The 12,211-nt window shown below is 39.8% G+C and carries 13 protein-coding genes; 5 read left to right on the top strand and 8 right to left on the bottom strand.

Annotated features, from left to right (window positions below):
* Nucleotides 1-47 precede the first annotated feature (47 nt).
* Entirely contained in the window at nucleotides 48-920 is an 873-nt protein-coding gene (gene aroF / locus I8748_RS15195) for a 3-deoxy-7-phosphoheptulonate synthase (protein ID WP_198125413.1), read from the top strand.
* Between the two features lie 112 nt (nucleotides 921-1,032).
* Here aroF and I8748_RS15190 read toward each other — a convergent pair whose 3' ends face one another.
* Entirely contained in the window at nucleotides 1,033-1,755 is a 723-nt protein-coding gene (locus I8748_RS15190; protein ID WP_198125412.1) for a cadmium resistance transporter, read from the bottom strand.
* A 331-nt stretch (nucleotides 1,756-2,086) separates the two neighbouring features.
* Between I8748_RS15190 and I8748_RS15185 the strand changes: the two genes are divergently transcribed.
* Complete coding sequence (locus I8748_RS15185; protein WP_198125411.1) at nucleotides 2,087-2,749, top strand: cadmium resistance transporter; 663 nt, start codon at nucleotides 2,087-2,089, stop codon at nucleotides 2,747-2,749.
* Nucleotides 2,750-2,838: 89 nt separating this feature from the next.
* On the opposite strand, the gene I8748_RS15180 is transcribed toward I8748_RS15185, so the two are convergent.
* From I8748_RS15180 to I8748_RS35110, 7 genes are all read right to left on the bottom strand, one after another.
* A complete protein-coding gene (locus tag I8748_RS15180) occupies nucleotides 2,839-3,636 on the bottom strand; it encodes a sulfite exporter TauE/SafE family protein (RefSeq protein WP_198125410.1) in 798 nt (265 codons plus the stop codon).
* A gap of 788 nt (nucleotides 3,637-4,424) precedes the next feature.
* On the bottom strand, nucleotides 4,425-5,945 hold the full coding sequence (locus I8748_RS15175) for a mechanosensitive ion channel family protein (RefSeq protein WP_225896424.1): 1,521 nt from the start codon (nucleotides 5,943-5,945) through the stop codon (nucleotides 4,425-4,427).
* 343 nt (nucleotides 5,946-6,288) lie between these two features.
* Nucleotides 6,289-6,414: a hypothetical protein gene (locus tag I8748_RS35700; RefSeq protein WP_263975740.1), complete on the bottom strand. Its 126-nt coding sequence runs from the start codon at nucleotides 6,412-6,414 to the stop codon at nucleotides 6,289-6,291.
* Nucleotides 6,415-6,684: 270 nt separating this feature from the next.
* Complete coding sequence (locus I8748_RS15170; protein WP_198125408.1) at nucleotides 6,685-7,038, bottom strand: slr1659 superfamily regulator; 354 nt, start codon at nucleotides 7,036-7,038, stop codon at nucleotides 6,685-6,687.
* 96 nt (nucleotides 7,039-7,134) lie between these two features.
* Nucleotides 7,135-7,707: a DUF6272 family protein gene (locus tag I8748_RS15165; RefSeq protein WP_198125407.1), complete on the bottom strand. Its 573-nt coding sequence runs from the start codon at nucleotides 7,705-7,707 to the stop codon at nucleotides 7,135-7,137.
* Between the two features lie 54 nt (nucleotides 7,708-7,761).
* A complete protein-coding gene (locus I8748_RS15160; protein ID WP_225896423.1) occupies nucleotides 7,762-8,481 on the bottom strand; it encodes a PP2C family protein-serine/threonine phosphatase in 720 nt (239 codons plus the stop codon).
* Nucleotides 8,444-9,700, bottom strand: coding sequence for a CHASE2 domain-containing protein (locus tag I8748_RS35110; protein WP_225896422.1), 1,257 nt, complete (start codon nucleotides 9,698-9,700; stop codon nucleotides 8,444-8,446). Before I8748_RS35110 ends, I8748_RS15160 begins: the two co-directional genes overlap by 38 nt.
* Nucleotides 9,701-10,289: 589 nt before the next feature.
* Between I8748_RS35110 and I8748_RS15155 the strand changes: the two genes are divergently transcribed.
* Genes I8748_RS15155 through I8748_RS15145 form a run of 3 tightly spaced genes read left to right on the top strand, consistent with a single transcriptional unit; the run spans nucleotide 10,290 to nucleotide 12,046 of the window.
* Nucleotides 10,290-11,207 carry a protoglobin domain-containing protein gene (locus I8748_RS15155; protein ID WP_198125405.1) on the top strand — a complete coding sequence of 306 codons (918 nt, stop codon included), beginning with the start codon at nucleotides 10,290-10,292 and terminating at the stop codon, nucleotides 11,205-11,207.
* A 4-nt stretch (nucleotides 11,208-11,211) separates the two neighbouring features.
* Nucleotides 11,212-11,682 (top strand): STAS domain-containing protein, encoded by a 471-nt coding sequence (locus tag I8748_RS15150; RefSeq protein WP_198125404.1) that lies wholly within the window; start codon nucleotides 11,212-11,214, stop codon nucleotides 11,680-11,682.
* On the top strand, nucleotides 11,642-12,046 hold the full coding sequence (locus I8748_RS15145) for an anti-sigma regulatory factor (protein ID WP_198125403.1): 405 nt from the start codon (nucleotides 11,642-11,644) through the stop codon (nucleotides 12,044-12,046). The genes I8748_RS15150 and I8748_RS15145 overlap by 41 nt, the downstream gene beginning before the upstream one ends.
* Nucleotides 12,047-12,211: the final 165 nt, after the last annotated feature.

Below are 12,211 nucleotides of genomic sequence, written 5' to 3'. Positions count from 1 at the left end.
TCCCCAGTCCCCAGTCCCCAGTCCCCATATTTAAGGAAAATCAAACCATGATTAACGCCAAACTTGCCATACAATCTCATCCTAGCCAGCAAACAGTTATTAAACTCTCACCAACAGTTGCTTTTGGCGGCAAAGAATTGGTGATTATTGGTGGCCCCTGTGCAGTTGAAAGCTTAGAGCAAATGGAGATAGTCGCCCAACAGCTATCTGCTGCACCTGTACAGGCATTACGTGGCGGTGTCTACAAACCCCGTACCTCTCCCTACGCTTTCCAGGGAATGGGAGAGGAAGGATTAGAAGTTTTAGCGACGGTGCGATCGCGCTACAATATCCCAGTCATTACCGAAGTGATGTCTATTTCCCAAATTGAAGTAGTCGCCGCCCAAGCTGATATGCTTCAGATTGGTAGCCGCAATATGCAAAACTTTGACTTGCTCAAAGCTTTAGGACAAGCCGGTAAACCGATATTACTCAAGCGTGGTTTAGCAGCGACAATTGAAGAATTCGTCATGGCAGCCGAATATATCTTAAGTCATGGTAATCCTGATGTGGTGCTGTGCGAACGAGGTATCCGCAGCTTCGATAATTACACTCGCAATGTCTTAGATTTAGGCGCAGTAGCAGCTCTCAAGCAAATAACTCACTTGCCTGTGATTGTAGATCCTTCCCATGCTGTAGGTAAACGGGAATTAGTAGCACCTTTGGCAAAAGCTGCGGTTGCTTGTGGTGCAGATGGGTTAATTATTGAGTGTCACCCAGAACCAGAAAAGTCTGTTTCTGATGCACGTCAAGCGCTTTCTTTGGAAGATATGGTGAATTTGGTTGATAGTTTAAAGCCTATAGCAGCAGCTGTTGGGCGGAATATATCACAAGCAAGAGGGGTGGGTTTAAAACCTACCCCTCTTTATTGTGCAGCCTAAAAAACTAGTTTTTGGGAATGGGGAATGGGGAATGGGGAATGGGGAATTCGGGGCCCCCACGACCGCTCGTGAGTGGGGATTAGGGGCAATTGGGAATTGGGAATTGGTTTAGTTATTCTCCTCCTCCTTCCCCTTCCCCTTCTCCTTCCCCTTCTCCTTCCCCTTCCCCTTTCACCAAAATCATCAAACATATACAACTAGCAGCCAGCTTTATCGGACTCAAAGCTTGTGTTTTTAATACAATAAAAGCACCTAATCCTATCAAAACAAAAGGCACGAGGTTATTGCCATAGCGAGTCAAGACATCAGCGATCGCTTTTTGGTGGGTTAACTTATATGCTGCATAGCACCAAACTCCTAATAGTAGGAAGAATAAGCTAATAATCACTAAAAAACTATTTAAATTGCTACTAGCAAATAATGGCATGTACACGCTAATATTGTCGCTGCCATTGGCAATTGTAACGGCTGCCACACTGTAAGTTTGAGGAGAGAAAAAGCTAGTAATTTTTGAAGCTTCAGATTGTGTTGTTTCTGCTATGATTTCTTCTAAAGAATCTTCTTGACGATTTACTAGGCTGCTAATACCGATGGCGATCGGCAGCAATCCAAGTAATCCAATCCAGTGTTGTGGTATGATTAATCCTCCAAAAAAACCAGGCAAGCTGAGGATTATTAGTATTATAAAACCTAAATACTGACCAAAAACAATATTTCGTGGGCGAAAGTTAGCATTTATCTGAGAAAAAAATAGCACGAGAATGATGATATCATCAATGTTAGTGGCACTAAACGCAACGGCACTTGTGCCAATGGCACTGACTAACTCATTCATATTTTTAAGTAGACTAATTTAAAATAACACATAGACACGTAGACGTAAGAGATGATTAATCAAGTAAACCTTAAATTGTAGTAGCCTGACCGCGCTAAAATATTGCATTAATAAACCACTAAGACACAAAGACACAGAGATATTAGAAGAAATTTATGCACTAAATTAATCCGGTTGCAGTAGGGTGCGTTATAGCAACGCTTAACGCACCAAGTCTCGCTTGTTGCCTCCCCTACTTAAAATTTACTTTATAAATGATGCCTTAATCACAAATTACGAATTACGAATTTAATTTAGTATTGTGGTAAGTCATATGTTTTAATCATCCAGCATGAATAACCTGCTAGCAGCTTTTACTCAAGGGATAGTTGCCTTTTTAGCTACAAATATTGATGACATCATTATTCTGCTGCTATTTTTCTCGCAGGTAGATGTTAATTTTCGACGACGGCATATTTTAATTGGTCAGTATCTTGGTTTTACAGCCATCATTATCGCTAGCTTACCAGGATTTTTTGGCGGTTTGGTAGTGCCACGAGAATGGATAGGATTATTGGGACTACTACCCATAGCAATTGGTATCAATCATTTAGTAGATTGGCAAGCAGAAACTACAGAAGTTCAGACAGTAAGTAGTGAGTTTCAACAGTCCTCCTACAAGAACCCCATACTATCTTTTATTGTTAGTATTCTGCATCCTCAAACTTATAAAGTTACAGCAGTAACGATTGCTAATGGTGGGGACAATATTAGTATATATATTCCCTTATTTGCTGGTCAAAGTCTTGCCAGTTTAGGAGTAATTATAATGGTATTTTTTGTCATGCTAGGGATGTTGTGTGCTGTAGCTTATCTGTTAAGCCGTCAAGCTACTATTGCTTATGCTTTAAGTCGCTACGGTAAGCATGTTGTTCCTTTTGTGTTGATTGCTTTGGGTTTCTTCATTATGTATGAGAGAGGCACATTCACCCTATTACCTTGGGTGAAAGGCTAATCAATTTTGGATTGACGATTTCAGATTGTCCAATCCAAAATCTAAAATCTAAAATTTAAAATCCCTCTACCTCCTGCCTTCTACTCGGTTTAAACTTGATAAACTAACTTCCAACTCACCATCATTAAGATGGTGTAAATAATAAACCGCAAGGGACGTTGAGGAATTATTAGGCAAACTTTAGCACCCAGTAGCACACCTGGAACCGAACCCAGCCATATAGGCAATACCAGACTCCAATTAACTGTTCCCAAAGTGAGATGTCCAAGGGATGTAAATAGTAACAAAATTGCTGCTTGTGAAATATCTGTACCAACTAACTTACGCGCATCAAGACGGAAAAAGCCAATCAGTACCAAAGCAAACATTGAACCTGAAGAAACGCTAGTTAGACCAACTAAACAACCTAAAATTGCTCCCAATATGACTGTTATAAATCGGCCCAAGTTAGTTTTTAAGTCTAATTTGGGCAGTTCAGGTAGAGTAAATTTTGGGAAAAAAGTCAACAGCAATAATTGTACTAAAGCTAACACTGTGATCAACAAAATCATGATTCCCAGCAAGCGGAGCAAAATGTTATCCAGGTTATGCTCGCCAGTGCGCTTGATGAGGTGCAAAATTCCCACTCCCAACAGTGAACCAGGAACGCTCCCAAATGCCAACCATTTAACCACTTCTGTGTCAAGGGTTTTCTGTTGCCAGTGCTTGACGCTGCCGACTACCTTCATTAATGTGGCAGCCACGACATCAGAACTCACGGCGATAGACGGCGGTACCTGAAAGATAAAAATCAACATCGGCGTGATTAGAGAGGCTCCACCAATTCCTGTCAAACCAACGATAATGCCAACAAAGAAGCTCAAGAGTGGTAGTAATAAATAGTCCATACTCCTATCCAGAAATGGGTTTTCAAGTGCAATTGGCTCAAACTGAGACTCAGCTTAGGTTTTACTGCTAGAACACAGTAAGCAAAGCAGTCAAACTACAGCCCTTTGTTGGACAAAGCTCCTGGTGGCAGGTTATTGTGCTTTTTAAGGGATGAAAAATACAAAAGTGCTCTAGCTCGAAGCTTGGGTAGATAATTCCTGGACAACAAAAAATCAGCCTGGGAGTTGTTGAGAGTGTATCGGCTCGCATTTCACCAAAACAGACAGTTACAACTGTTTATGGGTCATTTGTCCGACTCAGCTTAACTCGTGACTCACTTTTTGCAGTTTGACATGCAAAAGGCGGTAAGCCCATCAACTTACCGTATTTTAATATTAATCGTGGCTAAACGTCTAGCGTACTTGTGTTCTGTATCATCAAATTACAGAAAGTCGGCGCTTGATTGCCCACTCCTTGGTGGGGTGGGATGAACCGCTGCTTGCCGACTTGGGGCATGGGGCATGGGAAAAACCACCAATGCCCAATGCCCGCTCTCATCCCATCCCTAATACCATTTCCAAAAATATTTGCAATACATGAATCGCCTGTAGGGGCATACAGCTGTACGCCCCTACTCAATCAGGTATTTCGTGAAATGGTATAACACCATTTCACGAAAAATCTGATACAAATTTTTTCACCCCTGCTCCCCTGCTCTCTATTTGTATCAAAATTAAAGTGAAACGGTATTAGTCCACGCAGGGGAACGCGCGTTTGTATAATAGCGAATTATATTCGCCCAATACTTTTAGGTGATGTTGTGGAATTCACTTACATTAATATCATTCACATTTTTGGGCTTAAGATATTCTAAAACCTCCTGATATATCTGGCTGTTAACGCGATCGCCTCGTTGGCCGTTCTCCAGTTTGATATCATCGACAAATAAATTGAGTCGAAATTTCATATAGGCAAATCCTTCTTCATACTCCATTCCTTTAACCAAAACTTGAGGATCTTGCCATTTTTGTCGCGGTTCTTTAAATTTTTCCAGAAGCCATTTGTTTAACTCCAAAACATAATCATCTAAGCGAGTTTCTTCGCGTTGAGGATTAGAAATTTTCTGATAAAGCCTCTGTACTCGTCGCTTCATTAAATTGATTTTCCGTTCCCATTCATCTGAAATTAGATAGCTGTCGTTATCTAGCAGATTTGGATCGCGAATACAAGCACGATACCATTCACGAACTAGTTCAATCAGCGTGTCTTTAGCACTAGTTTCATGAAAGGTAAAAACAGAGAGATTGTTTTGAACTTCAGTGATGGATTCCAACCCTATTAAGCTAAGAATATCTCGATATTCTTGCTGCACATTTTCAATTTCGTCTTGGGTCATACCACCTTTTTCTGCAAATTGCAAGGTAACTACTAATGCTTCAAGTCCTTGATGAATTTCTTCTAGTTTGAAATTAATTTCTTGTTCTGCAAGCAAGCGTAGTCTACCGATTTCGCGTTGCGATTTTAGTTCTGCTGATTGATAGTACTTATCAAGTAGTTCTAATTTGCTATCTATATCGCCTAAAGTGTCTGGATGAGCTAGAATTGCCTCCTGGATAACTTGCTTGACTTCCTGGAGGTCATACTCAGTTGGCAATCGCAGTTCTGTGGAAAAGTGATAGTAGGATGTAGGACGGCTAAGATTGACAATATTTTGTCCTTGGAGAGTGCTGTTGGGAATGTAAATATCACAATGTTTTTCTGGTATGTACAGTTGAGTTACCCGTACCCCAATCCTGCGTAATATAGCAATATAGGTATTATCTAGCAGCAACACATCCCCAAATTGAAAGGGTGTATCAATTAACAGCACTACCCCACTAAAAAAGTTTGCCAAAATTCCTTGAGCTGCAAAGCCAATGACAAAGGTGGCCCCACCCAGTGCTACCCAAATGCCTGTGAGATCGACCCCAAACGATCGCAACACAAACACACCAGCTACAGTGAAAATGATTACGGGAACTACTGCTTCAATCAAAGGTAGCAGTACATTATCCCACATTGCCTCACTTTGTTGAGTGTATTCTCGTAGGTAATAAATAAATACTTGTAACAGCAGTTGTACTAACCAGTAGCTAATCGAAACAATCAAACCTGCTGCCAAGATACTTTCAATGCCATCAATAATTTTAGTATCACGTAACTCATGTAATGTGAACTTTAAAAGAGCTAGTACAAAAACTGTGAGCGCAGGATAGGCAGAAACATTAAGCGTTACTAGTGCAATGTCTCGTTCAAATTTGCGAAAAATGGAACGCAAGACATAAAACAAAATAACGTAAAGTAAGAGGATGTTTGGAAAGTCGTTAAGTATACTAGAAACCCCTCTCCAAACCTCTCCCCGAAACGGAGAGAGGCTTTGAATTCCCCCTTTCCGCTTCGGAAAGGGGGTCAGGGGGTTAGGTCTTGGATGACTTTGATGTTTCGCATAATACTTTTCAAACATCCTCTAAGATGCCACCAACAACTGTAATTAGTAAGCTACTCAGAACGAAAGCCCAAGTATTAGTTTCAAATGGTAAAAGTTTGCTGAGCATTGTAGTAGTTTTATTGCTTTGATTGATAATTGATTTATGGTGCTAGTGAATCTGATATTTTCACCTCCTAACTGTTGCCTAATTCCATCTTCCCACTACATAATTTTGAAGATATTTGAGAATTTCAAGATAAATCTCACTACTGACGCGATCGCCTCGGCCAAAATTTTCTAGTTTAATATCATCAACATAGTACTCAAGCACAAATTAATGCCCATTGGCAATGATAATAAACTCTGTTGGGAGTAGTAGCTTAGGGATGGCTTGATCATGAGTAAGTCATAGCGAAGTGCTAAGTACTGTAGACGCTTGATGCGGCTACTCTTCTCCTTCAAAGAAAGACGAAACAGAAGAGTAGTATGTGGCGTGGAAACCTCCAAGGCCGCTTTCAACCTACGCAGGCGGGTTTTGCCTGTGTGCAAGATGAACTGCAACTTCCAGTGCAGGAGTGCTTTGAGCTTTTTAATTTATTGATTATTCAATTTCCAGTTTTAGTCCAGGGAGCAAACGCTCTAAATTTTTCAATGATTTTCCTTGCCAGGGCATAGCATTTGAACCTAAGACAATCAACTGAATTCCTTTTTTCTTCCGCAAACTCAGGACAAATTTTGATAGCATACTAATGCCGGAACTGTTGACAAATGCTAAATCCCTTAAGTTCAAAGTCATCGTTGCTGGATCAGTTGCGGCAATTTCACTGAGTAGATTACTAATCGGTTCATATTCACTTGGCCCCCCAAGACTCAATTCTCCTTTAAAGTTGACTGTAGCAGAGTCTTTGTCACCTTCAACAGTGTAATCCTCACCTTTAATTTCTTGCACGACCATAGTATGTTCTCTTCCTAAATCAACAATATTTGCATCCGACACCGACGAATACTATACCTTGATTTGTGCCATTGTAGTTACAGCCATGATTAGAGGTTATTGCTGAATAGTTTCTAATTTCCAACCAATTTTGGCTGAATAGTCATTAATCATAGTTAACAGCCCTAAGCCAGAAGAACCTTTTTCCTCAGCACTTTTTTCAATTTGCTGTATATACATTTCATGTGGATCTGAAGCTAGTAATTCTGCAATAAATGCTCTCAATTTTTCTTCAGATCCTGGTTTGATGCTATTGCTGGCAAAAATCACGGCAGTCACGCTATCTGTTTCATTCAAGAAATGAATGCCAAATCTTACTTTATAGTTATAACTATCATCGTTAAACTTCATGGCATTTTCTAGAAGTTCGTTAGCGACATAGCTAACAGCAGATTTACTTTCTTTTATTCTTTGTTCTTGATTTGGTTCATTTTCATCTACAGGTAAAAAGTTAGTGAAGTAGTCAGCAAAAAAGTGCGCTGAAAGGCGATTGCTGCGCCAACGTTCTTTGATTGGGCGAGAACTGGGTGTAAAAGAAAGTTCAAGAAAATCATGTTCTTGAGGAAAGTCACAGATAAAGTTGCCAAAGGATTCAGCTTTGATTGTAGAGCCTGTAGATATTTGAGTCATAGTTTTTTAACCTCTCACGAATGATGGTATGGATGGGGATTGGGGACTTTGGTCTTAATTATCAGGAACTTCTTGCTGTCGCTTAAACACTAGCAATGTGATGTCATCAAATACTTTTTGTTTGCCAATGTGTCGCCGTACATCTGAAATTACCGCATCTTTAATTTCTGATGCTGATTGATGCCAGTTTTGGCTGATAATTTCACATAACTGTTCAATACCGTATTGATTCTTATTGATGTCTTTGGCTTCGGTAATGCCATCGGTGTAGAGGACAACCCCATCGCCAGGTTGTAATTCTAGGGTTGTGGAGCTAATAAAATCGGCAATGTCATCATCTAAAGCAATGGGGAAACCCAAGTCCATGGTGTCAATGCGCTCAATTTCTCCACCGTTGCGGACGATAATTGTTTCTTCGTGCTGTCCACTGATACTTATTTCTCCTTGAGTATAGTTAAGAATTACTAATGTCAAACTCTTGTCAGAGTTCATCCGTTGCACGTTTTTGTAGAGAGTGCGGTTGAGTGTGTCAAGGAAGCGCACTGAGTCAGATTCGCAGATTTCTCTGAGTAGGCGAACTGCGGTTTGCGTCATTAGCATTAATAATCCACTTTCTAGTCCATGTCCAGTCACGTCTCCAATGCCAAGAGTTACTACTCCATCGGTGTAGAGTACATCGTAGTAATCGCCGCCGACTTCATCGGCTGCTTCCATAAAGCCGGCAATATCCAATCCTTCAATGACTTCTAATTCTTCTGGTTTTGGTAGAATCATCTGCTGCATTTGCCGGAGTATATCGAGTTCGGCACTCATACGGAGAAAATCTCCGCATGAGTTTTTCATTGAGGAGACTAATTTCTTCGTTAGCTGTGGCGAGTTCAGCAGTGCGTTCTTGAACTTTAATTTCGAGATTGCGGGCATAATCTTCTAATTTTCGATAATAAATCATCAGATTTTGCCAAAGAACGTGAACAATAGTAACTATGGTTGCACTGACAACAGTTAATATAGGTGCAAACACAGGAATTATCCAGCCGCTAAGAAAGGCAATGTAAGCACTGCTAACAATAATGACTACAGCCAGGAATAAACCACCTATGGTCAGCCGACGTTTTTTGATATACATGGAGCCAAAGGTGGCGCTGTATCCAGACCAGAAGAAGATGAGCAACCAGTTGAAGGGTTTAACTGTGGCTTGCAACATCGGGCGGCCATCTATAGCGGCGCTAAGGATTTGGCTACTAATATTTGCGTGAACTACTACTCCAGGGATTAGCTCTGTGGGAACAAATAAATTGTTATTGTAAGGGGTACTATAGTTATCATTCAAACTGGGAGCTTTTGCACCGATCAAAACTAGGCGATCGCGCATAAAATCAGCAGGTATGCGATTTTCTAAAACATCGGTCATGGAAATATGCAAAAAGCTCTCTAGCCCACCTCGGTAATTGATTAAAACTTGGTATCCTCCCATATCAGCTTCGTTGTATTCTCCATCATTGCTAGATAGAGGTACAAACTTAGCTTTGCCTAAACCGTAGATTTGTTTACTGGCGTTGATTTCTTTTAATTCAATGCCTGCTTTTTCTAAATACATTAAGGCTAGGAGTGAAACTAGCCCTTGCGCCAAGCTTTGATCAGGTTTACCTAATAAAATAATCCCGCGCCGAATTTTACCATCTGTATCTAAGAGTAAGTCGTTGGCGGCTACTTGACCTTGTTTGGCTAGAGTTGGTGGTGGTGCAATTGGTTTGCCGGCAACTTTTTCAATACCGATAAAATTGGGAGTATTTTGAAATTCTTTGACGAGTTCTGCGTGTCCTGGTTCTACAGGTAAATCTCGATAGATATCGATGGCGATCGCTCTTGGTTGTTGTGCTTTGATGTTACGTATCATTTTAGCCATGACGCGATCGGCCATTGGCCATTGCTTGACATATTGAATATCTGGCTCATCAATTGCGACAAGCGATTTGTGCAAAGTGGTCAGCAATGGTAATTTTGGGCTTGACCTTCACGCCTTCCTTGGGCTTTACTCTACTTTTACTATGACTTTACCATTAATGCCCGATCGCTTATCCTTCATCCCACATGCCTTGGTATAAGCCTTGTCGCGCTTACATTGCTGCCAAAATACTTAATTTAGTATTTATGTACTATATTGAGATGCGTTTGCCCTGATATTTAGCAAGCTTTTTGGCTTTTTTTAACCGTCGAACTCACGTTAATTCAGAAAATATTAAATATTATTGTATTTTTTTTGAAATTGTATATAAATGTTTACTTAATTAATACCAATTTAAAAAATGATTGCGATAGATGGATTTACAGAACCTAAATACAGAAGGCAATTCCTAATCTAAAATCCAAAATAGTATAAGCAGTCTAGAGATTGAGAAAAGTAAAAAAAGTAAGAAAAGTAAGAAAAGTAGTTTTTAGAAAACGTTGACTAACTTGATAATATATTGTAAGTTGATGTCTTAAATAAGTAGGTAGGCACGATTAAACCGAACTATATCAACTTATATAAAGCACCACAAACGCTTAAAAAATTGAAATACGTAATTCAAGGGAAAATACAAATGAATTTTCAGGCAAACTATCTCAATACTGCTGGTGATGTCAGAGATGCCTTATCATTACGGCAGTTGTACGAGATTTCTGACAGAGATTTACAAGAAATCACATCTCTGGAACCCTTGATGCTGCCGCAGATGGATAAGATGGTGGATGGTTTTTATATATGGCTAAAAGAGCAGCCTGAGTACGAACAGTTTTTTTCTGATTCAAACCTGCTCAAGCATACTCAAAAAATGCAGCGCATCTACTGGGAAAAATTTTTAGCTGGCAAGATAGATGATGAATACGTCTATCATCGGCGAGTAATTGGGGAAACTCACGCCCGTATTGGACTCTCCATGACGATGTTTTTTGCCGGCATGACCATATTTAATAACCTGGTTTCTGAAATTATTCAAGAAAAAGATGCTAATGCTAAAAATCAGGTGGCAACAACAGATGCAGTAGCGAAAGTAATACATTTGGATACGGGCATAGTTTGTGAAGTTTACTCCATTATGTCCAACGAGATGATCGCCGTCCAAAGCAAATCATTGATGGAGATGTCTACTCCTGTTACCCAAATTTGGGACGATATTTTGCTGTTACCTTTGGTAGGAGTAGTAGACTCAAAACGGGCTTTAGATATTAGAAATGCTGTATTAAGTGCAATCTCTCGTACTCGCGCTCGTGTCTTTATTTTAGATATTAGTGGTGTAGCTGTGGTAGATACAGCTGTCGCCAATCACTTAATCAAAATTGCTAAAGCTACTCGTTTGATGGGTTGTGAATCAACTCTAAGTGGTATCTCTCCTTCCATTGCTGAAACTATGATTGAACTTGGTATTGATATTGGTACACTGAAGACTACAGCTACCATGATGGATGCATTGGAAGGAGCCTTCCAACGTTTAGGGCTGCGAATTACAAAGACGAATTAAAAATATGAATGTTAGTAATGTTCAGCGCATTCCCTTGCAATTATCGCAAGGTTGTATTTTCGCTTCTATCCAAATAGATTTGACTGCGGAGGTACTTCAGCAGTTCCGCCAAGATATCCTAGATTGGCTACATACTAACAGAGCCAGAGGTATCATTGTGGATCTCTCAGGTGTAGAGATTATGGATCTTCAAGACTTTGAAACTTTGCGGCGTACTTTATCAATGGCAGCAATGATGGGAGTTGAAACTATCCTCACAGGTTTTCAACCAGGGGTAGTATCTGCTTTAGTAGATTTAAATGCTAATGTTGATAGTATTTATGCTGCCTTAGATATTGACGATGCTTTGCAATTAATGAATAAACTGCGACCTTTAAATCAGGATGTAGAGTTATTACCTGAAACCTTTAATCAAGAATATTCACAGGAAATAAATGAATCATCCCAACTCAATTTGGATTCCGATCAAGAGTGAGTCAGATTTAGTGCGCTCAATTATAGATGCAAAAAGAATAGCTAACGAAATCGGCTTTGATAATAATGCTTGTCAAATGATTGCGACTGCTGTTTCGGAATTATCTCGCAATATTCTTAAATATGTAGGGAAAGGCGAAATTATTATCTCTTTTATACAACAAGGTTATCGGGTTGGGATTGAAATTACTGCCCAAGATCGAGGCCCTGGGATTGCTGATGTAGAGCAGGCAATGACTGATAATTTTAGCTCTAGCGGCACTTTGGGATTAGGATTACCAGGAGTGAAGCGAATGATGGATGAATTTGAAATCAATTCTGGACTGGGAAAAGGAACACGAGTGACCATTAAGAAATGGCGTTGAAGAATATTAATTATATATTAATAAAATTTTGATAAATATCAACAGCAAAAAGACGAAATTAGTAAGAAAATCAACGTGATTGGATTTAGTAATTTATTTAATAAGTTCTGTTATTCGTGCAATTTGCCGATGAGTATTAGCTACTTTAGTATTTGCTTTTCTAAT

The sequence above is a fragment of the Amazonocrinis nigriterrae CENA67 genome (assembly GCF_016056305.1).
Taxonomy (GTDB): domain Bacteria; phylum Cyanobacteriota; class Cyanobacteriia; order Cyanobacteriales; family Nostocaceae; genus Amazonocrinis; species Amazonocrinis nigriterrae.
Note: the sequence above shows the minus strand (reverse complement) of the source record. Positions and strands in the feature narration are given on the sequence as shown.